This is a genomic window from Mycobacterium heckeshornense (assembly GCF_016592155.1).
GTDB lineage: Bacteria > Actinomycetota > Actinomycetes > Mycobacteriales > Mycobacteriaceae > Mycobacterium > Mycobacterium heckeshornense.
The window spans coordinates 1,849,052-1,870,864 of the sequence record NZ_AP024237.1 but is presented as its reverse complement, the minus strand read 5'-3'; the positions used below and the strand labels follow the sequence as shown (position 1 = coordinate 1,870,864).

20 protein-coding genes and 2 pseudogenes are annotated in these 21,813 nt (G+C 64.7%); 7 read left to right on the top strand and 15 right to left on the bottom strand.

The genetic code is table 11. The features are described from left to right. Positions 1 to 45 precede the first annotated feature (45 nt). The 3 genes from MHEC_RS08995 to hemW all read right to left on the bottom strand — a co-directional run bounded on the left by MHEC_RS08995 (position 46) and on the right by hemW (position 2,488). Entirely contained in the window at positions 46 to 282 is a 237-nt protein-coding gene (locus MHEC_RS08995) for a YgaP family membrane protein (protein ID WP_099868874.1), read from the bottom strand. A gap of 31 nt (positions 283 to 313) precedes the next feature. Beyond that, positions 314 to 676 (bottom strand): thioredoxin, encoded by a 363-nt coding sequence (trxA, locus tag MHEC_RS08990; RefSeq protein WP_048893851.1) that lies wholly within the window; start codon positions 674 to 676, stop codon positions 314 to 316. Positions 677 to 1,318: 642 nt separating this feature from the next. Continuing rightward, entirely contained in the window at positions 1,319 to 2,488 is a 1,170-nt protein-coding gene (hemW, locus tag MHEC_RS08985; RefSeq protein ID WP_048893852.1) for a radical SAM family heme chaperone HemW, read from the bottom strand. Between the two features lie 343 nt (positions 2,489 to 2,831). On the opposite strand from hemW, the gene MHEC_RS08980 reads away from it, so the two are divergent. The 3 genes from MHEC_RS08980 to MHEC_RS08970 are packed head-to-tail and all read left to right on the top strand — an operon-like array spanning position 2,832 to position 5,940. Further along, a complete protein-coding gene (locus MHEC_RS08980) occupies positions 2,832 to 4,511 on the top strand; it encodes a nitrite/sulfite reductase (protein WP_048893313.1) in 1,680 nt (559 codons plus the stop codon). Beyond that, positions 4,508 to 5,248, top strand: coding sequence for a phosphoadenylyl-sulfate reductase (locus MHEC_RS08975; protein WP_048893314.1), 741 nt, complete (start codon positions 4,508 to 4,510; stop codon positions 5,246 to 5,248). Before MHEC_RS08980 ends, MHEC_RS08975 begins: the two co-directional genes overlap by 4 nt. Further along, positions 5,245 to 5,940, top strand: coding sequence for a sirohydrochlorin chelatase (locus MHEC_RS08970; protein WP_048893331.1), 696 nt, complete (start codon positions 5,245 to 5,247; stop codon positions 5,938 to 5,940). Before MHEC_RS08975 ends, MHEC_RS08970 begins: the two co-directional genes overlap by 4 nt. Positions 5,941 to 5,974: 34 nt before the next feature. On the opposite strand, the gene fdxA is transcribed toward MHEC_RS08970, so the two are convergent. Together fdxA and MHEC_RS08960 are read right to left on the bottom strand one after the other, a co-directional pair. After that, positions 5,975 to 6,301, bottom strand: a complete 327-nt coding sequence (gene fdxA / locus MHEC_RS08965) for a ferredoxin (RefSeq protein ID WP_048893315.1) — start codon at positions 6,299 to 6,301, stop codon at positions 5,975 to 5,977. 20 nt (positions 6,302 to 6,321) lie between these two features. Beyond that, positions 6,322 to 7,728: an FAD-dependent oxidoreductase gene (locus tag MHEC_RS08960; RefSeq protein WP_048893316.1), complete on the bottom strand. Its 1,407-nt coding sequence runs from the start codon at positions 7,726 to 7,728 to the stop codon at positions 6,322 to 6,324. A gap of 260 nt (positions 7,729 to 7,988) precedes the next feature. Here MHEC_RS08960 and MHEC_RS08955 point away from each other — a divergent pair, with 260 nt between their 5' ends. Further along, positions 7,989 to 8,939, top strand: coding sequence for a LysR family transcriptional regulator (locus tag MHEC_RS08955; RefSeq protein WP_048893317.1), 951 nt, complete (start codon positions 7,989 to 7,991; stop codon positions 8,937 to 8,939). A gap of 51 nt (positions 8,940 to 8,990) precedes the next feature. Here MHEC_RS08955 and MHEC_RS08950 read toward each other — a convergent pair whose 3' ends face one another. Genes MHEC_RS08950 through MHEC_RS08940 form a run of 3 tightly spaced genes read right to left on the bottom strand, consistent with a single transcriptional unit; the run spans position 8,991 to position 12,167 of the window. Beyond that, the gene (locus tag MHEC_RS08950) at positions 8,991 to 9,710 is read right to left on the bottom strand and encodes a sirohydrochlorin chelatase (RefSeq protein WP_048893318.1); all 720 of its coding nucleotides are present in this window, start codon (positions 9,708 to 9,710) and stop codon (positions 8,991 to 8,993) included. A gap of 49 nt (positions 9,711 to 9,759) precedes the next feature. Beyond that, a complete protein-coding gene (locus tag MHEC_RS08945) occupies positions 9,760 to 10,503 on the bottom strand; it encodes a phosphoadenylyl-sulfate reductase (protein ID WP_048893319.1) in 744 nt (247 codons plus the stop codon). Then, complete coding sequence (locus MHEC_RS08940) at positions 10,500 to 12,167, bottom strand: nitrite/sulfite reductase (RefSeq protein WP_048893320.1); 1,668 nt, start codon at positions 12,165 to 12,167, stop codon at positions 10,500 to 10,502. The genes MHEC_RS08945 and MHEC_RS08940 overlap by 4 nt, the downstream gene beginning before the upstream one ends. Positions 12,168 to 12,891: 724 nt before the next feature. On the opposite strand from MHEC_RS08940, the gene MHEC_RS08935 reads away from it, so the two are divergent. Then, a complete protein-coding gene (locus MHEC_RS08935) occupies positions 12,892 to 14,343 on the top strand; it encodes an MFS transporter (RefSeq protein WP_082170007.1) in 1,452 nt (483 codons plus the stop codon). A 753-nt stretch (positions 14,344 to 15,096) separates the two neighbouring features. Here MHEC_RS08935 and MHEC_RS08930 read toward each other — a convergent pair. After that, positions 15,097 to 15,950 (bottom strand): annotated as a pseudogene (locus MHEC_RS08930) (IS110 family RNA-guided transposase); the annotation flags it as partial. 2 nt (positions 15,951 to 15,952) lie between these two features. Here MHEC_RS08930 and MHEC_RS24120 point away from each other — a divergent pair. Next, a pseudogene (locus MHEC_RS24120) lies at positions 15,953 to 16,126 on the top strand (hypothetical protein); the annotation flags it as partial. A gap of 54 nt (positions 16,127 to 16,180) precedes the next feature. On the opposite strand, the gene MHEC_RS08925 reads toward MHEC_RS24120, so the two are convergent. The 6 genes from MHEC_RS08925 to MHEC_RS08905 form a co-directional block, all read right to left on the bottom strand. Further along, the gene (locus MHEC_RS08925) at positions 16,181 to 17,236 is read right to left on the bottom strand and encodes a sulfate/molybdate ABC transporter ATP-binding protein (protein WP_048893322.1); all 1,056 of its coding nucleotides are present in this window, start codon (positions 17,234 to 17,236) and stop codon (positions 16,181 to 16,183) included. Then, positions 17,233 to 18,048, bottom strand: coding sequence for a sulfate ABC transporter permease subunit CysW (gene cysW / locus MHEC_RS08920; protein WP_048893323.1), 816 nt, complete (start codon positions 18,046 to 18,048; stop codon positions 17,233 to 17,235). The genes MHEC_RS08925 and cysW overlap by 4 nt, the downstream gene beginning before the upstream one ends. Next, the gene (gene cysT, locus MHEC_RS08915; protein ID WP_048893324.1) at positions 18,045 to 18,923 is read right to left on the bottom strand and encodes a sulfate ABC transporter permease subunit CysT; all 879 of its coding nucleotides are present in this window, start codon (positions 18,921 to 18,923) and stop codon (positions 18,045 to 18,047) included. Before cysT ends, cysW begins: the two co-directional genes overlap by 4 nt. Then, positions 18,920 to 19,954: a sulfate ABC transporter substrate-binding protein gene (locus MHEC_RS08910; protein ID WP_048893325.1), complete on the bottom strand. Its 1,035-nt coding sequence runs from the start codon at positions 19,952 to 19,954 to the stop codon at positions 18,920 to 18,922. Before MHEC_RS08910 ends, cysT begins: the two co-directional genes overlap by 4 nt. 122 nt (positions 19,955 to 20,076) lie before the next feature. Beyond that, the gene (locus MHEC_RS24995) at positions 20,077 to 20,169 is read right to left on the bottom strand and encodes an Ms4533A family Cys-rich leader peptide (protein WP_363119575.1); all 93 of its coding nucleotides are present in this window, start codon (positions 20,167 to 20,169) and stop codon (positions 20,077 to 20,079) included. Between the two features lie 142 nt (positions 20,170 to 20,311). Beyond that, positions 20,312 to 20,512 (bottom strand): hypothetical protein, encoded by a 201-nt coding sequence (locus MHEC_RS08905; RefSeq protein WP_048893326.1) that lies wholly within the window; start codon positions 20,510 to 20,512, stop codon positions 20,312 to 20,314. Between the two features lie 50 nt (positions 20,513 to 20,562). Here MHEC_RS08905 and MHEC_RS08900 point away from each other — a divergent pair, with 50 nt between their 5' ends. Continuing rightward, on the top strand, positions 20,563 to 21,774 hold the full coding sequence (locus tag MHEC_RS08900) for an FAD-dependent oxidoreductase (protein ID WP_048893327.1): 1,212 nt from the start codon (positions 20,563 to 20,565) through the stop codon (positions 21,772 to 21,774). Positions 21,775 to 21,813: the final 39 nt, after the last annotated feature.

The window sequence follows — 21,813 nt, the reverse complement described above, 5'->3', positions numbered from 1 at the left end:
GTGTTTCATCATCCCTTCCAGCCCCATCCACGGGGCCACAGGACTCTAAAACAAGGCGGACTCATTCACCGGGAACACCCCAGGAACACCGAGCCGATGTAGTAGCAGGCTACCTGGACACCAACCAATCATCGCATTGAACATTAGGTTCGCCCCCACAACCCCAGTGAGAATTCGCCACCGGGCCGAATGCTTACGCCCCAAAGCTAAACTCACGACAACCATAAGCCCCGCAAGGAGATTCACCACTCGCTCCAGCGGCCACCCGTGGGGATGCGGCATTCCCAGCGCTGCTCGCTCGGTGCAGGCCATTTCACGACACTCCCGCTGCCAGCGATGCGCGTACTTGATCCATGTCCAACGCGCGGACCTTCTCGATCAGCTGCTCAAGCATCGGCGAAGACAGTGCGCCAGGCTGCGCGTAGACCACGACACCGTCGCGCACTGCCATGAGTGTCGGGATGGACATGACCCGGTAAGCCTGCGCCAGTGCCGACTGCGCCTCGGTGTCCACCTTGGCGAAGGTGATGTCCGGGTGCCGCTCGGACGCTTGAGCAAACACCGGTGCGAACATTCGGCAGGGACCGCACCACCCCGCCCAAAAGTCGACAAGCACGATGCCGGGGCTGTTGACAACGTCGTCGAAATTACCGGCAGTCAGATCGATGGTTGCCACACTTTACCTCCTCGTCATACAGGAATACCTGTATGGGTATACAAGCGGCAGATTACCCGGAGAAATTCCCTGCCATCATACCCAGCTGGGTATGATGAACTGGGTTGGAGCCCGACTCCAGACAGAGGCCACCACCCGCTGCAGCAGGTGTTGACGCACTTTGGCTAGCCAGCCAGGGCTGGCAGGTGATCGGGGTGGGCCGTCTCGGCGGCGGGATTACAGCGCACAACTGAGTTCGCGCGTCGCGCACGGATCGTCGACCGGGTCACGTTCGAGCTCTCTGACGCGGTAAACAATCCACCCCCGCCGGACCGTTCGACGCGGTGGTCGTCGCCTACCTGCAGCGGGAGCCAGGCGCGTGCCGTGTCACGTTACGAAAGGCGGCTGCCGCCCCAGCCCCAGGCGGCATGCTGTTGGCGGTAGGTCACCACAGCACTAACCCCTCGCCGGGAACCGGAGGACCACCGAATCCCCGCGGTGTTGTTGTCGCCGAAAGATGTGGTTGCCGATCTGGCTGGTTGCGAGCGGCTCACCATGGGAAGGGCGGAGCGAGCACGACGACCGGTCGCTGGCGCCGAGCGTGACGCGATCGGCACTCTGGTGCGGCTGCGACGGCAGGACTAGCCCGGCACCATCTTGGTTTTAACCCAGCAAGGACCGGATCACCGCGTCGGCCAACAACCGCCCGCGGTCGGTAAGGACCAGCCGTTCGCGCTCGTTCGTTACTAGACCGTCTGTGATGGCGACCGCGGACCGCTCCCGTTCGTCGGGGCGCAGCAGCCTTAGCGGCAGACCTTGGCGCAGCCGGATTTTCAGCATCACGTCCTCGGTGTGCAAAGCAGCAGCGTCGAGTTGCTCGAAACCTGCTACCGGTAGCGCCCCGCCAGCTAACAACTGTGCATAGGTGTTGGGGTGCTTGACATTCCACCATCGGGTGGCACCGACATAGCTGTGCGCCCCCGGCCCGGCGCCCCACCATTGGCCACCATCCCAGTAGCCGAGGTTGTGCCGGCACTGCCCGCCGGGACGGCTCCAATTGGAGACCTCATACCAGTCGAAACCGGCTGCCTGCAGCAACCCGTCGACGATTTCGTAGCGACGGGCGATGACGTCATCGTCGGGCGCGGCCAGCTCGCCGCGGCGAACCCGCCGAGCCAATGCGGTGCCCTTTTCGACGACGAGTGCGTAGGCCGAGATGTGATCGACACCTGCCTCGACCGCCGCGTCCACCGACCGCCGCAGATCGTCGTCGGATTCCCCGGGAGTCCCGTAGATCAGGTCGAGGTTGACGTGTTCGAAGCCCGCGTCTAATGCCTCGCGGGCAGCGGCCACAGCCCGCCCGGGCGAGTGCACCCGGTCCAGCGTCGCCAACACCCGCGGCGACACCGACTGCATGCCCAGTGATATTCGGGTGTAGCCGGCTTTGCGCAGCGCGTCGAACAACTCCGGCGACGTGGATTCGGGGTTGGCCTCGGTGCTGACCTCGGCACCCGGAGCCAGCCCGAACTGTTGGCGCACCAGCTCAAGCACCGCGCACAGTCGCTCACTGCCTAACAGCGACGGTGTCCCACCCCCGACGAAGACGGTGTCCGCCACCGGAGCACCCAGTCGCGCGGCCGCCAACTGCAGCTCGCGGGCCAACACGCCCAGCCAGGCGTCCGGGTTCACCCCACCCAGCTCGGCGGGGGTATAGGTGTTGAAGTCGCAGTATCCGCAGCGAGTCAAGCAAAACGGTACGTGCACGTAGACCCCGAACGGCGCATCCGGGCGCAACCGCACCGCGGGCAATCCAACCGGTGCCGACTGCGTCATGGCATCGATCCTGCCAGGAGATTCGCGGGCTGCGTTTACGTGCCATTAAGGGACCGCGGGTAGTTTTACTCATCGTGAGCAAAAGTTCGACCTGGTCGCATGGGTCGCCGCCGGGTATGGCACAATGGCTGGGTGACCGTCGCCCATCGCAGCTTGTTTCGCATTCCGTTGGTGGTGCGTCGGCACGTCGATCTCAAGCGTGTCTGCAGCTGTCGCTGTCCGGCCTTGATGTCGTAGACCCGCCCGCCTGTACTTGCAGCTGGCCGCCGGATCTGCGCCGCCGGGACAGCCTCCGGTGATGTGCGCGGTCCATGCCGGCTCCTCCGCGAAGGAGAACCCGCGAATGACCACTTCCCGTCCCAGCCCCCCTCGTCCTAAGGGCCGTAGTGAAGGCCAGTGGGCGCTGGGCTATCACGAGCCGCTCAATGCCACCGAGCGGCTGAAGAAGGACGACGATCCGCTCAACGTGCGGGTCCGCATCGAAAACATCTACGCCCAGCGTGGATTCGACAGCATCGACAAGACCGAGTTGCGTGGCCGGTTCCGCTGGCTGGGCCTTTACACCCAGCGTGCCGAAGGCTACGACGGCACCTGGACCGGCGACGACAACGCCGATGTGCTGGAAGCCCGCTACTTCATGATGCGGGTGCGCACCGACGGCAAGGCACTCTCGGCCGCCGCCATCCGAACCCTTGGCCAGATCTCGACCGAGTTCGCCCGCGACACCGCCGACATCTCCGACCGAGAGAACCTGCAGTACCACTGGATCGAAATCGAGAACGTTCCCGAGATCTGGCGGCGACTGGCCGCGGTCGGCTTGCAGACCACCGAGGCCTGCGGCGACTGCCCGCGCGGCATGCTCGGTTCGCCGCTGGCCGGTGAATCGCTCGACGAGGTGCTCGATGCCACCCCCGCGCTCCAGGAGATCGTTCGCCGCTACATCGGCAACCCGGACTACGCCAACCTGCCCCGCAAGTACAAGACCGCGGTGTCGGGTCTGCAGGATGTCGCCCACGAGATCAACGACGTCTCTTTTATCGGGGTACGCCATCCCGAGCACGGGCCTGGCCTTGACTTGTGGGTGGGTGGCGGGCTGTCCACCAACCCAATGCTGGCCCAGCGGGTCGGTGTTTGGGTGCCGCTCGACGAGGTGCCCGACGTGTGGGAAGCCGTCACGGCGATCTTCCGCGACTACGGCTACCGGAGGCTGCGCTCCAAGGCCCGGCTGAAGTTTCTGATCAAGGACTGGGGCATACCGAAGTTCCGTGAAGTGCTGGAAACGGAGTACCTCCAACGTCCGCTCGTCGACGGCCCGGCGCCCGAACCGGTCACACACCCGATCGACCACGTGGGTGTGCAGCGGCTGAAAAACGGGCTCAATGCGGTCGGGGTCGCTCCGATCGCCGGGCGGGTCACCGGCACCAAACTGTCGGCGGTGGCCGACCTTATGGAGCGGGCCGGCTCGGATCGGGCCCGGTTCACCGCCTACCAGAAGCTGATCATCCTCGACGTGCCCGACGACAAGCTCGACGACCTCATCACCGTCCTGGACGCGCTGGGGCTGCCGGCACGGCCGTCGCACTGGCGCCGGAACCTGATGGCGTGCAGCGGGATCGAGTTCTGCAAGCTGTCGTTTGCCGAAACCCGAGGTCGTGCACAGCTTTTGGTGCCTGAACTGGAAAAGCGGCTCGAGGATATCAACGCCCAGCTCGACGTGCCGATCACGGTGAACATCAACGGCTGCCCGAATTCGTGCGCGCGCATCCAGGTCGCCGACATCGGGTTCAAGGGCCAGATGATCGACGACGGCCACGGCGGATCGGTCGAAGGATTTCAGGTGCATCTGGGCGGCAGCCTCGGTGCGGACAGCGGGTTCGGCCGAAAGCTTCGCCAGCACAAGGTGACTGCCGACGAGCTTGGCGACTACATCGATCGGGTGGTCCGCAATTTCATCAAGCACCGCAACGACGGTGAGCGGTTCGCCCACTGGGCTATGCGAGCCGACGAGGACGATCTGCGATGAGCGATCCGACGAAATGGACTGAGGCGCGGCTGCGTGAGCTGGCGGCGCGCGGCGCGGCCGAATTGGACGGCGCGAGCGCCACCGAGTTGCTGCAGTGGACCGACGAGACCTTCGGCGGCGTCAACGGTCCCCGAGGCTGGGCGACCTGTAACTACGTGGTCGCCTCCAACATGCAGGACGCCGTGCTGGTGGATCTGGCCGCCAAGGTCCGCCCGGGTGTGCCGGTGCTGTTCTTGGACACCGGCTACCACTTTGTGGAAACAATCGGCACCCGCGATGCGGTCGAGGCCGTTTACGACGTGCATGTGCTCAACATCACCCCCGAGCACACCGTGGCCGAGCAGGACAAGCTGCTGGGCAAAAACCTGTTCGCGCGCGACCCGAACGAGTGCTGCCGGCTGCGCAAGGTCGTCCCACTGTCCAAGGCGCTGCGCGGATACGCGGCATGGGTGACCGGCCTGCGTCGGGTGGAGGCGCCGACCCGGGCCAACGCCCCATTGATCAGCTTCGACGAGCAGTTCAAGCTGGTCAAGGTCAACCCGCTGGCGGCCTGGACCGACCAGGACGTGGCCGACTACATCGCGGAAAACGATGTCTTGGTCAATCCCCTTGTCTACGAAGGCTATCCGTCGATCGGCTGCGCTCCGTGCACCGCCAAGCCTGCCGACGGGGCCGACCCACGAAGCGGGCGCTGGCAGGGGACGGGCAAGGTCGAATGCGGGCTGCACGCATCGTGACCACACTCGTCTTGACTGCGCACGGCAGCGCGGACCCGCGCGCGGCCGCCAATGCGCGCGCACTCGCGCGGCTCATCGCTCGCATGCGGCCCGGACTGGACGTACGGGTGGCGTTCTGCGAGCTCAACACACCACGTCTGGTCGACGTGCTGACGCCGGGCGCGGTTGTCAGCCCGCTGTTATTGGCCGACGCCTACCACGCCCGCGTCGACATACCGCGGCAAATCGCCGGTTTCGCCGATGTGCGCCAGGCAGATGTACTCGGCGAAGACGGTCGCCTGCTGGCGGTGCTGCGCGAAAGACTCAGCGACATAGGGGTTTCCCCGCTGGATACGAAAATCGGTGTCCTGGTGGTGGCCATCGGCTCGTCGCACGGCGACGCAAATGTCCGCACCGCTTCGGTGGCGCCCAGGCTGGCAGCCGGCACCCGCTGGGCGGGTGCGGCGACGGCGTTCGCCACCAGGCCCCGGTCGCTGGCCGATGCCACCACTGAGTTGCGCCGGCGCGGCGCGCGCCGGCTGGTGATCGCGCCGTGGTTTTTGGCGCCGGGACGGTTAACCGACCGGGTGAGCGATTTCGCGCGTGCCGCCGGCATCTCGATGGCGGCTCCACTGGGCGCACACCGACTGGTGGCCGCGACGGTGCTGGACCGCTTCGACCGTGCGGTGTATGGCGGATGCATGGCGGCCTGAGGCCAAAAACCAAAAACGCGGCATGGCTATTCTGCTAGGCACTCTCTGCTTTGCTATCCATGTTTTTGACCGCAATCGGGTCGTTTGCGGTCGGTCCAATTTTCGCCGCGCCACCCGGTGAACCGAGTTCTGCGAAGAAGTCGGCGTTGATCTGGCGGTAGTGGCTCCACTGCTCGGGCAAGTCGTCTTCGTAATAGATGGATTCGACCGGGCACACCGGCTCGCAGGCCCCGCAATCGACACACTCGTCCGGGTGGATGTAGAGCATGCGAGCCCCCTCGTAGATGCAATCGACGGGGCATTCCTCGATGCACGCCTTGTCTTTAATGTCGACGCAGGATTCGGTGATGACGTACGCCACGAACGTGTCCTTCCATGTTGTTATCGATTTACTGAGGGCACCAGGTTTGCCGGGCACGGATAGGCGTGCCCGATACGCAGTAGTTCGTCGATGGTGGGCAGTTTGATGCGGGGCCGTCCGTGTGGTTGGCCCGCTGTGCGTTCATGTTCGTCGATGGCCTGCCAGTGGGTGGCGGTGACAAGTTTGGGTTGGCGCGAGGCCAGCCAATCGGCGATTTGATCGGCGTGGTCGGCAGCGAAAACGGCGAGCCCCGACGGCGCGGCATCGGCGAGGTCGGCGAGCAGTGTGTCGACGGTGTCTTGGGAGTCTTTCTTATTAGTGCCGATCACCCCGCTGGGGCCGCGCTTGATCCAGCCCACGACGTATTCGTTGCGGCTGCCGACCACCCGGCCGTTGGTGTTGGGGATCGTTGCGGTTTTCTCGTCGAACGGCAGCCCCGGGATTGGCACACCGCGATAGCCCACCGAGCGCACCACCAGCCGCACAGCCAACTTCTCGCGGGCGCCGGTGTCTTTGGCCACCACCCGGCCGCGCTCATCGCTGACTAGCTCGTTGCGGCCCAGGACAATCGATTCCACCCGCTCAGTCCCTGTGATCTCGATAGGAGAGGTGTAAAACCTGAACACGATTCGGCGATGCCCGGGACGCGGCGCGCGCCCCGCGTAGTCACGCAACACCTTGATGTTGTGTTTGGTGGTCTTGCCCACCGCGATCGCATCCTCGTCGTTGATGTCGGCCAGCTGCGCGGGATCGACTACCACATCGACTCCCTGCAACTCACCGAGCTCCCGTAACTCCAGCGTGGTAAACGCCGTCTGCAGCGGGCCGCGCCGACCAAGGATCACCACTTCCTGCACCCCGCACGCGCGCAGCGACGCCAACGCATGATCGGCGATATCAGTGCCTGCGAGCACATCGGGGTCGGTCACCAGGATCCGGGCCACATCCAGGGCGACGTTGCCATTGCCCACCACCACCGCCCGCCCAGCTGACAGATCCGGGGAGCAGTGCTGAAAGTGCGGATGCGCGTTATACCAGCCCACCAGATCCACCGCCGACATGCTGCCCGGCAGGTTCTCCCCAGGGATGTTCAACGCCCGGTCCGCCTGCGCGCCCACCGCATAGATCACCGCGTCGTAACGCTCGGCCAACTCGGCGGACCCGACGTGCTCACCGACCACCACATTGCCGAAAAACCGACACCGTGGGTCCTCGGCAATCTTCTCGAACTGCCCGCTGATCGACTTGATCTTCGGATGATCCGGCGCCACCCCCGAGCGCACCAGACCCCACGGCGTCGGCAACATCTCCAGCATGTCGACCACAACATCGACCCCATCGGAGCAGTCCGCGCTCTTCAGCAACGACGCCGCGGCGAAAAATCCCGAGGGTCCTGAACCCACGATCGCGATATGGTAAGGACGCATATTCACAGACTCCTGCCGCCGCGCAGATCGCGGCGATGATAGTCGCGCTGCCGAGCTGCCGGCGCCTCGCTGGTTTCACAGGTCACGCCTGTAATGGTTCACGTTTGAAGGTGCCGTCGGGTAGAGGGCTAAGTATTGTGGACTCACAAGCTATCCTTGTGGGCAGTTCTGCTGAGCGGCCCGTAACCCCGGGGGGACGATGCCCGATGAGCCAACGGGTACCAGGGCGAAATACACACCGTGAATCGATTTGATCGACCATGGTGCTCAGCCCCCGAATGCCCGAACTCGCGTCGTTCGAAATCTTTCTGGCAATCGCCAAGACGGGTAGCCTCGGTGGTGCCGCACGCGAATTCGGGCTGACCCAACAGGCAGTGTCAGCGCGCTTGGCGGCGATGGAGGCCCAGATCGGTGTGGCGTTGGCCGTCCGGACGACACGGGGCTCAGAACTCACCCCTGCCGGGGTTCTCGTCGCTGAGTGGGCCACCCGCTTGGTTGAAGTCGCCCATGAGGTCGACGCGGGTCTGGGGTCGTTGCGAGCGAAAAGCCGCCAGCGGATCAAGGTGGTGGCCAGCCAGACGATCGCCGAGCAGCTTATGCCCCATTGGCTGGTGTCGCTGCAGGCTGCCGCCAAGGAGCGGGGCAGCACCGCACCCGAGGTGATTCTGACCGCCACCAACAGTGACGGTGCCATCGCTTCGGTTCGCGACGGCACAGCCGACCTTGGATTTATCGAAAAGCCCACTCCGCCGCGTGGATTAGGCAACTGTGTCGTAGCACATGACGAACTGGTGGTCGTCGTCCCGGCGAACCACAAGTGGGCTCGGCAGTCACGAGCCGTGAGCGCCGCCGAAGTTGCGCAAACACCGCTCGTGACCCGCGAAGTTCACTCGGGCATACGCGATTCGCTGACGATGGCGCTGCGCCGGGTGCTCGGCGACCAAATGCAGCAAGCGCCCCCGGTAATCGAATTGTCGTCCGCGGCGGCCATGCGCGCAGCAGTGCTGGCCGGCGCGGGACCGGCGGTCATGAGCCGGCTAGCAGTGGCCGACGACCTGGCGGTTGGTCGGCTACGTGCCGTCACTGTCCCCGAGTTGAACCTGCGGCGTCAGCTTCGAGCCATCTGGGTTGGCGGGCGCACCCCGCCGGCCGGGGCAATACGAGAGTTGCTCAGTCACATCAGGACCCGCACACTGAAATCCCACAGGTAGGCGCGTCGACATTTGGCAAGCTCGTCGGCGGACTTCTTCGCGCCGCAAACTTCAGGCCGCGGCCGCCGGGCCGGCTAATGCCTCCTCGAAGCGATCCAGCACAGTCTCGGCCACCAGCCGGTGCGCGCCCAACGGTGCGGCCATCGCGACACCCTCGTGATGGGCGAAGGCCTGCACCCGGTCGGGTAGTCGTCCCGGACCCAAGAACCACGGAGCGACGACGAGCCGGCGGGCACCGCGGCTGCGCAAGCGATCGGCGGCCTGGGCCACCGACGGCTGCGGTCCGGTAACGAAAGCCGTTGCGGCACCTGCCCAGCGGGTTTCCGCCGCAAGTTTGGCCGCCACCGTCGCGGTACGCGCGTTCACTGCCCTGTCCGACGAACCGATCGCGACCACCAGCACACCCACTTCGCAGTCACGAGCACACACCCCCACCTCGGCGAGCCGCTCGCGCACCACCGACACCAGCCGGTCGTCCTCGCCGAGGACACCGGCCTGTCGCGCACCATGGGCACCGGCGCGCACGATCTGTTTCGGGATGTCGACGCGGGCATGGTAGGCACTGGCCAGCAGCAGCGGCGACACCACCGCCTTGCGGACATCCGGCAACCCGCCGAGCACATCGACCAGGTTGGGGGAATTCTGCTCCAGGAAGGCGATCCGCACGTCCAAGTCCGGCCGCAGAAGCGCGATTCGGCTGGCAACCGCGCGAACATTGGCGGCCGATCGCGGATCCTTGCTGCCATGGGCGGTTAGCACCAGGGCGGTCATTGGCCGCTCCTCCTCATCGCTTCGCTCTGCATCGTCGCCGGCGCGGTGCTCATGAGCAGTGCAGCCCGCATTCGATTTTCGACCGTCCCTGCCAACGCCCGCTGCGCGGATCAGCGCCCTCAGCCGGTTTGGCGGTACATGGAGCGCAGCCGATCGACGGATAGCCCTCATCGACGAGCGGATTGACCAGAACATCGTTTTCGGCGATGTAATCGGCCACGTCTTGATCAGTCCACGCGGCTAACGGGTTGACCTTCACCAGCCCGAACTGCTCGTCGAAGCTGATCAACGGGGCGTTGGCGCGAGTCGGCGCCTCGACCCGCCGCAGCCCAGTCACCCACGCCGAGTACCTGCTCAGTGTTTTAGCCAGCGGAACCACCTTGCGTAAGCGGCAGCACTCGTTGGGATCACGCGCAAACAGATCCTTGCCCAGCATTGCGTCCTGCTCGGCCACCGTGTGCTCAGGAGTGACATTGAGGACCCGCACGTCGTAGACGGCCTCGACCGCATCGCGGGTTCCGATCGTTTCCGCGAAGTGATAACCGGTATCGAGAAAGAGCACCGGCACACCCGGACGTACCTTTGACGCCAATGACACCAGCACCGCGTCTTGCATGTTGGAGGCCACCACGTAATCGCACGTCGCCCATCCGCGGGGCCCGTCGACACCGCCGAAATGCTTTTCAGTCCAACGCAACAGGTCGATCGCGCTGGCACCATCCATCTCCGCCGCGCCACGCGCAGCCAGCTCGCGTAGTTCCGTTTCGGTGTACTCGTTCGCCTGTCCGGTCATCGCAGTTCTGCTTCGTCGACTCGCATCGCCCACTGCGCGAAACGTTCACCCTCATTGCGCTGCTTGACGAAGTTACGCACCACCCGGTCGACGTAGTCGCCGAGCTCGTCGCTGGTGACCTTGTGCTGGCGCAGCTTTCGGCCGAATCCGCTGTCCAGCCCCAGGCGGCCACCCAGATGCACCTGGAATCCCTCAACGGACCCGCCATGGCCGTCGTCGACCATCTGGCCCTTGAAGCCGATGTCGGCCACCTGGATACGCGCACACGAGTTGGGACAGCCGTTGATATGGACCGTGATCGGCACATCGAGCTGGGCGTTGATGTCATCCAGCCGCTTCTCCAACTCGGGAACCAGCGTCTGGGCGCGCACCCGTGTTTCGGCGAACGACAACTTGCAGAACTCGATACCGGTGCAGGCCATCAGGTTCTGTCGCCACTGCGACGGGCGTGACGGTAACCCTAACGCGTCCAGGCCCGCCACCATCTCATCGACCAAGGCATCTGGCACGTCCAAGATGACCAGCTTCTGGTACGGGGTGAACCGCGCCCGGTCCGATCCGGCCCGCTCCATCAAGTCGGCTACCGCACACAGGATGGTTCCCGACACCCTCCCGGCGATGGGCGCCACGCCGATCGCGTTGAGACCGTTCTTCAATCGCTGCACACCGACATGGTCGATCGGGTGCTTGACCGGCTCGGGCGCCGGCCCGTCGATGAGCTTGCGGCCGAGGTATTCCTCTTCGAGAACCTGGCGGAACTTTTCTATACCCCAGTCTTTGATCAGGAACTTCAGCCGGGCCTTGGAGCGCAACCGCCGATAACCGTAGTCGCGGAATACCTTCGTCACCGCCTCCCACACGTCGGGCACCTCATCCAGCGGTACCCATGCCCCGACCCGTTGCGCGAGCATCGGATTGGTGGACAGGCCGCCGCCCACCCACAAATCCATCCCCGGTCCGTGCTCGGGATGGTTGACGCCGATGAAGGCGACGTCGTGGGTCTCGTGGGAGACGTCCTGCAGACCCGATATCGCGGTCTTGTACTTGCGCGGCAGGTTTGCGTATTCGGGATTGTCCATGAAGCGCCGCAGGATCTCGTCGATCGCCGGTGAGGGGTCGAGTACCTCGTCGGGCGAATCGCCGGCCAGCGGCGAACCGTGGATGCCACGAGGGCAGTCGCCGCAGGCCTCGGTTGTCCGCAAGCCAACAGCAGCCAGCCGCCGCCAAATCTCTGGCACGTCTTCGATTCGAATCCAATGAAATTGAACGTTTTCCCGATCACCGATATCGGCGGTGTCACGCGCAAATTCTTGGGAAACCTGACCCAGCGTTCGCATCGTCGCCGCCGACATCGCCTTGCCGTCGGAGCGCACCCGCATCATGAAGTACTTGGCTTCGATGACGTCGATGTTCTCGTCGCCGGTCCAGGTGCCGTCGTAGCCCTGCTCACGCTGCGTGTAAAGACCCATCCAGCGGAAGCGGCCACGCAGATCGGTCTTTTCGATGCTCTCAAAACCCTGCTTGGCGTAGATGTTCTCGATGCGGGCGCGCACATTGAGCGGGGCATCGTCATACTTGATCCGCTCGGTGTCGTTGAGCGGCTCACGCTCACCCAGCGCCCACTGGCCTTCGCTACGAATCTTAGCGGGGCGGGGTCTAGTCATGTGGACGTTCTCCTTAACACACTGGTTTGCCGGACTGTGACGGCCAGCTGCCGTGATTTCGCTGCGGCAGGACGACTCGACTGCATCCCGGCACGTCACGATGCTGCGGGTCGTCGAGTGCAACGTCGTCGCGTCGCTTCAGGTGGTTCGACGTGTCATGCTGCCCATGGTTCACCGCACGCGACGTGGTTAGTAGCGGTCATGGCGTTGTGAGGCCACAAACGTTGTTTGTGTGCGGGTTGCGCAGCGTCGTCGGCACGGTGTGGCGCAGTCGAGCTGCAGACTCCGCGATCCAACGCGGCGCGTGGCAGACGGCCACCACAGCTCACCGAAGCCCACCAACCGGCAGGGCATTGAGCGCTAGGCAATCGCTTTACGGTTCGGCCCATCGCGCTTAACCAAGTATTAATCTGATGTGTGTCGAAAATTTATGTTGTCCTTGTGCATCGTTCCAAACGTAGCCGCCTACCCTTCGTGGATCCGGCTGGGTTGCTGCGGTAGCGGACTGCATACGGGCGTGCCCCGAGCGTCACGCCGCCGTCGCACAGCTCGCGTCAGCCGGTCCGGAGTCTTCAACAGACAGTGGTGCGGAGGTGGGTTCATTGAGGATCACTAAGCTATGGCAACCGATCGGATTCACTGGTAATTTTCAGCTTTCACTGCGCCTCTTGATGTGTTCCCAGGATTAGCGTGATCGGCGGCCATTTTTCATCGAGGAGGTTGCATGGGCCGCGCGCATCGGATCGTCTACTGGAATCCCGAGGATGTAGTTGCCTGGGAGGCCGGCAACAAGAAGATCGCGCGACGCAACCTGCTGTGCATGATGGCGGCCGACCACGTCGCCTTCTCGATCTGGGTGCTCTGGTCAGTGATGGTGCTGTTCATGCCCGAATCGGTGTACGGTTTTTCGGCGGCCGACAAACTACTGCTGGGCGCCACCGCCACCCTGGTCGGTGCATGCCTGCGCATCCCCTACACGTTGGGCATCGCAACCTTCGGCGGCCGCAACTGGACCATATTTGCCGCGCTGGTGCTGCTGATCCCCACCGTCGGAACCATCTTCCTGCTGGCCCACCCGGGCCTGCCGTTGTGGACGTATATGGTGTGTGCGGCACTGACCGGGTGCGGCGGCGCAAACTACGCCGCGTCGCTGGCCAACATCAACGCCTTCTACCCGCAACGGCTCAAGGGCTCGGCACTGGGGCTGGGCGCCGGGATCGGGAATCTCGGCGTGGCGACCGTCCAAGTGGTGGGGCTGGTCGTGCTCGCGGTCGCCGGTAACCGCCAGCCGTACTGGGTGTGCGCGGTCTATCTGGTACTGCTGGCCGTCGTTGCGATCGCGGCGACGCTGTTCATGGACAACCTGGAGCACGGCATCGAGGTGGCTACCCTGCGGTCGGTCGTCTTTGAGCGCGATACCTGGATCCTCGCGCTGCTCTACGTCGGCACCTTCGGCACATTCATCGGGTTCTCGTTCGCGTTCGGTCAGGTGCTGCAGATCAACTTCATCGCCAGCGGGCAAAGCCTCACGCAGGCATCGCTGCACGCAGCCGAGTTCGCCTTCATCGGGCCGCTGCTGGGCTCCTTGTCCCGGATCTACGGCGGCCGGCTAGCCGACCGCTTCGGCGGCGGCCGGGTGACGCTGGCCGTCTTCGCCGGCATGGTCGCCGCAACCGGAGTGCTGGCCGGCATCAGCACTCATGACGACCACACCCCCGGCCTCACGACCAGCACCACCATGACGGGCTATATCGTCTGCCTTCTCCTCTTGTTCGTCTTGGCCGGCTTGGGTAAAGGTTCGGTGTTCAAATTGATCCCTGCTGTCATCGAAGTGCGCAGCCACACGCTGGAAGTCAGCGAAGCCGACCGCCGCCACTGGTCGCGCAACATGTCTGGCGCATTGATCGGGTTCGCCGCCGCAGCCGGCGCATTCGGCGGCGTCGGCGTCAATCTGGCGCTGCGCCAGTCCTACCAGAGCACCGGCACCGACACAACGGCGTTCTGGATCTTCTTTGGATCGTACATCGCGGCGGCGGCGGTCACGTGGTCAATGTACGTGCGCCGGCCCGTCGCCGATAGTAGATCGGTCGCATCGGCTGGACGGGCCGGGTCGGTATCGGCACTCGTCGGCACCGGATTTGTTGGATCGTCGGTACCAGGACGCGCCGAGTTCTGACAGGTCGTCGAGTTCCGCTGCGAATGTCGGTCTGCCGTGATAGGGGTTATGGAGCCGGACGCCTTTTGGCAGAATCTTCGGGGGACGGAACCGGCCATCGTAGCGAGAACTCGGGTTTCCTTATCTCCCAGCTGTCCGACCGGAAGCATCATGAGAACCCAGTTGCCAGCGGACAATTCGTCGCCTCGGCCATACAAGGCCCCTGCAGTTAGTAGCGCTTAGCCGTTTCTGCTCCCCAAAAATCGGGGTAATCCCTAGTGGGCGCATGCGCCCAACAGAACTATCAATCGAGTACGCGGTTCTGTACGTTTGCGCTGGCGTGTCGCAGACAAAACGGCACACTGGAAAGCATTTTTATGTCTCCACACCAGGGAAAGCTTCTGACGAGTGGCAATTCCCCTGTGCCTCTTAGCTCTTCGCTCTCAGGCACACAACGTTGCACCGGCTGATATGGGGGAAGGTTGTCAAGGACAGGGTGAAGCGGCGGCCGGGACCGTCGCCTTGGCCGCCGCTTCGATTGACCGGTGAGCGAACGGGGCGTGTCGCGCGTGTCTCATCGACGCGTGTCAAGTCTGATGTGCGCGGGTTGGTTACCGCAGGACGGGACTTTCGAGTCGGAGTCGGCTGCGCTTGTATTGGACTTGAGCGTGCAATCGGTTGCAGGACAACCGATATTTTTCAAAGCCGGGTCGCGGGTCACTCCAAAACGCTTGCCGATAGCTCTGTTGTGTTCAGCTGGTCCGAGGGTGGGTGTCAGTCCGGCAGGACTGCCAGTGACCAGCACCAGCCGGCGAATTCGCGGGCGATCGCGGTGTTGGCGATCGTGGAGCGTTTCTTACGGGCGTCGAAACCGGACCAGCGGTCGTGCAGGCGCCGGTTGGCGCGATGGCCGTGGTCTCGGGCTGGCCCAGGGGCGGTGTCCCAGCGGCGGCACAGCTCGCGGCTGGCACGATACGGTGTGTGGTGGTGCCAGGCGGCCTCGACCAGCAGCCGCCGGGTGTGTCCATTGCCGGTCTTGGTGATCGAACCCTGTGAGCGTCAGGCGGCCGAGGAGTGCTCGCTGGGCACCAGGCCGCGGTAGGCGCCGATGGAGCGGCCCGTGAACCGTGGCCAGTCGCCGATCTCGACGGCCAGCCCAAACGCGGTCAACGTGGCTACTCCGCGCAAACAGCGCAGCCGGGTGACGACCGGGGTGAACTCGCTGTCGGCGGCCATCTTCGTGATTGCCTCATCGAGGCAGTTGCGCCGGTCCAGGCACGCCGTCATCGCCTTCAAAGCGCTGTCGTAGGTCAGTTGCAGCGCTGGTCTGCCGACTGCTGGCCGCGCGGCCACAGCTCATGGCGGCCGGTCCATGCCGACCCGCCGGAATAGACGATCCCTTGGCGCGAAAGCAGTTTCGACAACCTGTGCCGGGCAGTCATCAGATCCCTGCGGCAATCATCGCGTGCTCGCACCAGATCGCGGGCCGCTTCCTGGGTCACCGTCGGAACCGTCACCTCCACGATCTGACCCGAGTGCAGCAACCGGGCAAGGTGGGCGGCATCGCGGGCGTCGGTCTCGACCCGGTCCCCGAAGGGACGCGCCAACTTCGACGGCGCGGCCACCAGTCTCACTGGGAGGGGCGTTCGTTGCCGGTGACCTGGTGGACCAGAGCTACCGGGAGGCCGTCAACGCCGCCGGCACCGACCGCGCTGCGGCCATCGACACCAAGCGCTGGATGGCAGGACACGCAGACCCAGCCAACAACGCCCACCGCCGACGACAACCACCAACATCGAGCTGATCGAAGTGCCGCGATAACCGAAAATGCCAGCACCGCAGAAGAAATCTCGGACACTTACTTTGCCGACGTCAACTCGTTCACGTCGACGCAGGTTTTGGCGGCTCCAACCTCGTCGGCAATCGGCGGAACCCGGGTGGCCGCCACGTAGACGGTGTCCCCCTCCTTCAGGCCGAGCGCTTCGGCGTCGCCGCGGGTGATCTGGGCGGTGAACGGGCTGCCGGTGGCCGCGTTGGTCAACTCGACACGCACCTCGAAGCCCAGCATCACCACCCGGTCGATGGTGGCTCGAATCACACCGGTCGCCTCCGCGGCGGCGTCGCCTGCGGCGATCTTCATATCCGGGCGGCGGCCGACCCGGATGTCGTGCGGACGCACCAGGGTGCCGTTCAACGAGGAGACTTTGCCCAGGAAGGACATCACGAACGCGTTCGCGGGACTGTCATAGACCTCGGTCGGCGACCCCACCTGCTCGATGCGACCCTTGTTGAGCACGGCGATGCGGTCAGCCACGTCAAGCGCCTCGGCCTGGTCGTGGGTCACCAGCACCGTGGTGACATGCACGTCGTCGTGCAGCCGGCGCAGCCAGGCGCGCAGGTCCTCGCGGACTTTGGCGTCGAGTGCACCGAACGGCTCGTCAAGCAGCAGCACTTGTGGGTCGACGGCCAGCGCGCGGGCCAGCGCCATGCGCTGACGTTGACCACCGGAAAGCTGGTTGGGGTAACGGTTTTGGAATCCGCTCAGCCCCACGATCTCGAGCAGGTTGTCCACCTTCTTGGTGATCTCGGCTTTAGGACGCCTGCGGATTTTCAGTCCGAATGCCACGTTGTCGCGCACTGTCAAATGCTTGAACGCCGCATAGTGCTGGAACACGAAGCCGATCCCGCGTCGCTGCGGCGGCACCCGGGTGACGTCGCGGCCGTTGATCGTGATGGTGCCGCGGTCGGGCTGGTCGAGACCGGCGATGGCCCGCAGCAGCGTCGACTTGCCTGAACCGCTCGGACCCAGCAGCGCGGTCAGGGAGCCGGCGGGCACGGTGAAGTCGACGTCGTCGAGCGCGACGAAATCGCCGTAGCGTTTGTAGGCGCCCGCCACGATGATCGCGTCAGTCATGGCACCTCCTTTCGTGCGCGGCGCGCATCGAGGACCACCTGCAGCACGAGAACCGCCACGGAGACCGTCATCAGCAGCACCGACAGCGCGTAGGCGCCGTATTCAGCACCTCGGTTATAGCGATCGGAGACCAACAGGGTCAGTGTCTGCGAGGTGCCTGGAAGGTTAGAGGACACCATCAGCACTGCGCCGTACTCGCCCAGTGTACGAGCGACGGTCAGCACGATGCCGTAGGTCAGTCCCCACCGGATTGATGGCAAAGTGATCCGCCAGAACGTCTGCCACCAGTTCGAACCCAGCGTCGCCGCCGCCTCCTCCTGGTCGGTGCCCAGCTCATGCAGCACCGGTTCGACTTCGCGGATCACGAACGGCAGGGTGACGAAGACGCTGGCCAACACGATGCCGGGCAGACCGAAGATGATCTTGAAGCCGAAATCTCGTTCGATGAAGCCCAGCGCGCCGGCCGAGCCCCACAGCACGATCAGCGCCACCCCCACGATCACCGGCGAGACCGCGAACGGCAGATCGATGATGGCCTGCAGCAGGCCCTTGCCGCGAAACTTGTTGCGCGCCAATACCAGCGCCGTGGGAATACCGAATATCACGTTCAGCGGCACCACGATCGCCACTACCAGCAACGACAGTTGCAGCGCCGATACCGCCGCCGGGGTGCTGACGTAGGCGAAGAACTGGCCCACCCCGGGCGCGAATGCCCGCCACAGGATCACCGCCACCGGGACGATGACCAGCACGAACACGTATCCGAGGGCACTCCAGCGGATGAGTTGGCGAATCCACGGCGAGGGCGTCATCCGGCCAGCTCCTCCCGTTTGGCGGCCCGAGCCCCCAGGGCGCGCAGGATGAACAGCACAACAAATGAGATCGCCAGCAGGACAATCGATATCGCGGCAGCACCGGTGCGGTCGTCGTTCTCGATCAGTGTCCTGATCCACTGCGAGGACACTTCGGTTTTGCCGGGCACCGCACCGCCGATAAGCACCACCGATCCGAATTCGCCGATAGCGCGCGAAAAGGCCAGCCCCGCACCGGATAACAATGCCGGAGTCAGCGACGGCAGCACCACACGAAAGAAGATCGCTGGGTTGTTCGCGCCCAGCGATGCAGCAGCCTCTTCGGTCTCGCGGTCGATCTCGAGCAACACTGGCTGCACGGCCCGCACCACGAACGGCAACGTCACGAACGCTAGCGCGACCCCAACACCCCACGCGGTGTGCTGAAGATGCAGACCCACTGGGCTGTGCGGGCCGTAGAGCGCCAGCATCACCAGGCTGGCCACGATGGTGGGCAGCGCGAACGGCAGGTCGATGACGGCATCGACAAGCCGCTTGCCCAGAAAGTCGTCGCGCACCAGAACCCACGCGACAAGCAGGCCAAACGGCAGGTTAAGCAGGGTGACACCGGCCGAAATCGTCAGCGTCACCCGAAACGACTCCAGCGCGGCATTGGAGCTGACCGCCAGCCAGAAGGCCCGCCAACCGCCGCCCACGGCCTGCCAGCCGATCGCGGCCAGCGGCAACAGCACGATGACCGAGAGCCATAGCACCGCCACGCCGACACGCAGCGACACGCTGGCTCGATGAAGATCGGGCCGGTTCGGCCCGCGATCCACGTGGCGGCCCAGTTCGGGCCGGATCGCCTCGGGGTCGGGCGTGATCGTGGTCGTCATCCGGTGGCCTTCATGTACATCTTGGTGATGCTGCCGGTGTTCTTGTCGAACAACTGCGGGTCGACCACGTCCCAGCCACCGAGGTCGGTGATAGTCCACAGTTTGACCGGTGCCGGGAACTGGTCTCGCACTTCGGCGGCTATCGCGGGATCGACCGGCCGGAAGCCGGCCTGCGCCCAAAGCTTTTGCGCCTGAGCGGTGTACTGGAAGTTTTTGAAGGCCGTCGCGGTATCCAAGTGGCTGCTGGTGGTCACCACCGCCAGCGGGTTTTCGATCTTGAACGTCTGCGGCGGGTTGATGTGCTCGATCGGCTTACCCTGACGCTCAGCGGCGATGGCCTCGTTTTCGTAGCTGATCAATACGTCACCGCTGCCCTGGATGAAGACGTCAGTGGCTTCACGGCCCGAGCCCGGCCGCAGCTTCACATGTTCACTGACCAACTTGTTGACAAAGTCAAGGCCCGCTTGGCTATTCCGGCCGCCACTGCTTTTGACGGCATACGGGGCGAGCAGGTTCCATTTGGCTGACCCCGAACTCAGTGGGCTCGGGGTGATGACTTCCACGCCGGGACCCAGCAGATCGTCCCAGTCCCTGATCTTTTTGGGATTGCCCGCGCGCACCACCAAGGTCACCACTGACCCGAACGGGATGCCCTTGGTGGCATCTTTGTCCCAGTCTTTGGAAACCTTGCCCGCCTTGACCAGTCGGGTGATATCGGGTTCGACCGAGAAGTTCACCAAATCCGCCGGCTTGCCGTCGACGACACCGCGTGACTGGTCCCCGGACGCCCCGTACGAGGTGATAACTTGCACGCCCTTGCCCTGTTCGGACGCATTGAACGCGGGAATTACCTTGCTCCACCCCGGTTCTGGTGCCGAGTAGGCGACCAGGGTGATGCTGGTATGCCCGTTCGCGGCCGTGCCCCCGACAACGTCACTGGCGCCGCCGTGGCACGCGGCAACAACGCTCGCCACGGCGGTGAATCCGACAACAAACCGCCGGCGTCGGGCGCATACGGCATTGCTGAACATTGGCGACCTTCCCATGCGGCTTTTGGATCAGAGTGCCCCACTGCGGAAAGGCCGCTCGGAGTCCGGAATCAGTAGCTAGCGATGTTCACGGGCTCGGCGCCGGACCGCGCGGGGTATGGACGTCAACGACAACAGTGGATATCGGCCACAGCGCAATTCCCCACAGCAATGAGCGCCAAGATGTAGCACGCTCGGTTGCCGGACGCTGTATGCATGGCGCGAAGCCTAACAGAAGCCACCCGCACATCGCTTGTTCACACGCGTGCTAGCGCGTCGCCAACCAGGTGACGATGACCAGCACCACCAACACGACCAGCACCAAGGTCACCTGCGAGCGCGGCATGCCGGTTTTGCCGATCATCGGGAATCCCGGTCATGACGGACCCAACGCATCAACCGGATGCCTCGACCCAAAATCCCATCCAGCACCACCGCGATGAGATAGGCCAGCGCCAGCACGACCGGCATCACCACAATGGTCTGCAGCACGAAGCCGAGCCCGGACAACCACAGCTCGACGCCGTCCCACCAACTCAGGAACCCGTCCACCGAGCTCACCCTATTCGCCGCGGCATCAACAACCAACGTAACCTCAGCGGATGCCTGCTATGCCCGAAGAAACCACCTGCGCGATCGTCGGCGGCGGTCCGGCCGGAGTGGTGCTCGGGCTGCTCTTGGCCCGCGCCGGCGTCGAGGTCACGTTGCTGGAGAAGCACGGTGACTTCCTGCGCGACTTCCGCGGTGACACCGTGCATCCGCCCACGCTGCGGCTGCTCGACGAGCTCGGGCTCTGGGAGCGCTTCGCGGCCTTGCCCTACAGCGAGGTCCGCAATGCGACGGTGGAATCACGCGGCCGCACGGTGACCTACGTCGACTTCGAACGCCTGCGCCAACCCCACCCGTTCATCGCCATGGTGCCGCAGTGGGACCTGCTGAACCTGCTCGCCGAAGCCGCGCAGAGCGAGCCGACTTTCACCTTGCGCATGCACACCGAGGCCACCGGATTGCTGTGGAAGGGCGACCGGGTCGAGGGCGTGCGTTACCAGGGGCCCGACGGAGCTGGCGAACTGCGCGCCGAGTTGACCGTGGGGTGCGACGGCCGATGGTCTGTTGTTCGCCGAGAGGCCGCGCTGCCGGGACGCGACTACCCGGTGCGCTTCGACGTGTGGTGGTTTCGGTTACCCCACGATCGGTCGGCGCAGTTTTCCCTGTTGCCCCGTATCGGCCATGGCAACGCGCTGCTGCTGATTCCCCGGCAGGGCTATTTTCAGATCGCTTACATCGGACCCAAGGGCACCGACGCCCAGTTGCGGGCGCGAGGCATCGAAGCGTTCCGCCGCGACATTGCCGAAATGCTGCCCGAAGCGGCCGGATCGGTGGAGGCGCTGACGTCCATGGACGATGTCAAGCACCTCGACGTGCGGGTCAACCGGCTGCGTCGGTGGCACACCGACGGGCTGCTGTGCATCGGCGATGCTGCGCACGCGATGTCGCCGGCGGGAGGTGTCGGCATCAACCTCGCGGTCCAGGACGCCGTGGCCGCAGCGACACTGCTGGCCGGCCCGCTGCGGCGGCACCGGGTGACAGCCCGCGATCTGGCCGCAGTCCGTCGCCGCCGCGCCCTGCCCACCACCGTCACGCAAACGATGCAACGGGTGGTCCACCGCCGGGTGGTCGACCCGATCCTTCGCGGTGCGGACCCAACCCAGTCGGCGGTGCTCGGCTGGGTCGACCGGCTGCCGTGGCTTGCGGCGCTGCCCGCCTTCCTCGTGGGCGTGGGAATCCGCCCTGAACATGCCCCGGATTTCGCCAAGCGCTGACACGCCCCGCGGCAAGTAGACGGGGACTGCGCGGCAGAT

Excerpts from the sequence above, each read along its gene's own strand:
- MHEC_RS08900 (WP_048893327.1), top strand. The coding sequence starts at position 20,563 with ATGCCCGAAGAAACCACCTGCGCGATCGTCGGCGGCGGTCCGGCCGGA.
- MHEC_RS08925 (WP_048893322.1), bottom strand. The coding sequence starts at position 17,236 with ATGACTGACGCGATCATCGTGGCGGGCGCCTACAAACGCTACGGCGAT.
- cysT (WP_048893324.1), bottom strand. The coding sequence starts at position 18,923 with ATGACGACCACGATCACGCCCGACCCCGAGGCGATCCGGCCCGAACTG.
- MHEC_RS08995 (WP_099868874.1), bottom strand. The coding sequence starts at position 282 with ATGCCGCATCCCCACGGGTGGCCGCTGGAGCGAGTGGTGAATCTCCTT.
- MHEC_RS08975 (WP_048893314.1), top strand. The coding sequence starts at position 4,508 with ATGAGCGATCCGACGAAATGGACTGAGGCGCGGCTGCGTGAGCTGGCG.
- hemW (WP_048893852.1), bottom strand. The coding sequence starts at position 2,488 with ATGACGCAGTCGGCACCGGTTGGATTGCCCGCGGTGCGGTTGCGCCCG.
- MHEC_RS08910 (WP_048893325.1), bottom strand. The coding sequence starts at position 19,954 with ATGTTCAGCAATGCCGTATGCGCCCGACGCCGGCGGTTTGTTGTCGGA.
- MHEC_RS08935 (WP_082170007.1), top strand. The coding sequence starts at position 12,892 with ATGGGCCGCGCGCATCGGATCGTCTACTGGAATCCCGAGGATGTAGTT.
- MHEC_RS08960 (WP_048893316.1), bottom strand. The coding sequence starts at position 7,728 with ATGCGTCCTTACCATATCGCGATCGTGGGTTCAGGACCCTCGGGATTT.
- MHEC_RS08950 (WP_048893318.1), bottom strand. The coding sequence starts at position 9,710 with ATGACCGCCCTGGTGCTAACCGCCCATGGCAGCAAGGATCCGCGATCG.
- MHEC_RS08945 (WP_048893319.1), bottom strand. The coding sequence starts at position 10,503 with ATGACCGGACAGGCGAACGAGTACACCGAAACGGAACTACGCGAGCTG.
- MHEC_RS08980 (WP_048893313.1), top strand. The coding sequence starts at position 2,832 with ATGACCACTTCCCGTCCCAGCCCCCCTCGTCCTAAGGGCCGTAGTGAA.
- MHEC_RS08940 (WP_048893320.1), bottom strand. The coding sequence starts at position 12,167 with ATGACTAGACCCCGCCCCGCTAAGATTCGTAGCGAAGGCCAGTGGGCG.
- MHEC_RS08955 (WP_048893317.1), top strand. The coding sequence starts at position 7,989 with ATGGTGCTCAGCCCCCGAATGCCCGAACTCGCGTCGTTCGAAATCTTT.
- cysW (WP_048893323.1), bottom strand. The coding sequence starts at position 18,048 with ATGACGCCCTCGCCGTGGATTCGCCAACTCATCCGCTGGAGTGCCCTC.
- MHEC_RS24995 (WP_363119575.1), bottom strand. The coding sequence starts at position 20,169 with ATGCATACAGCGTCCGGCAACCGAGCGTGCTACATCTTGGCGCTCATT.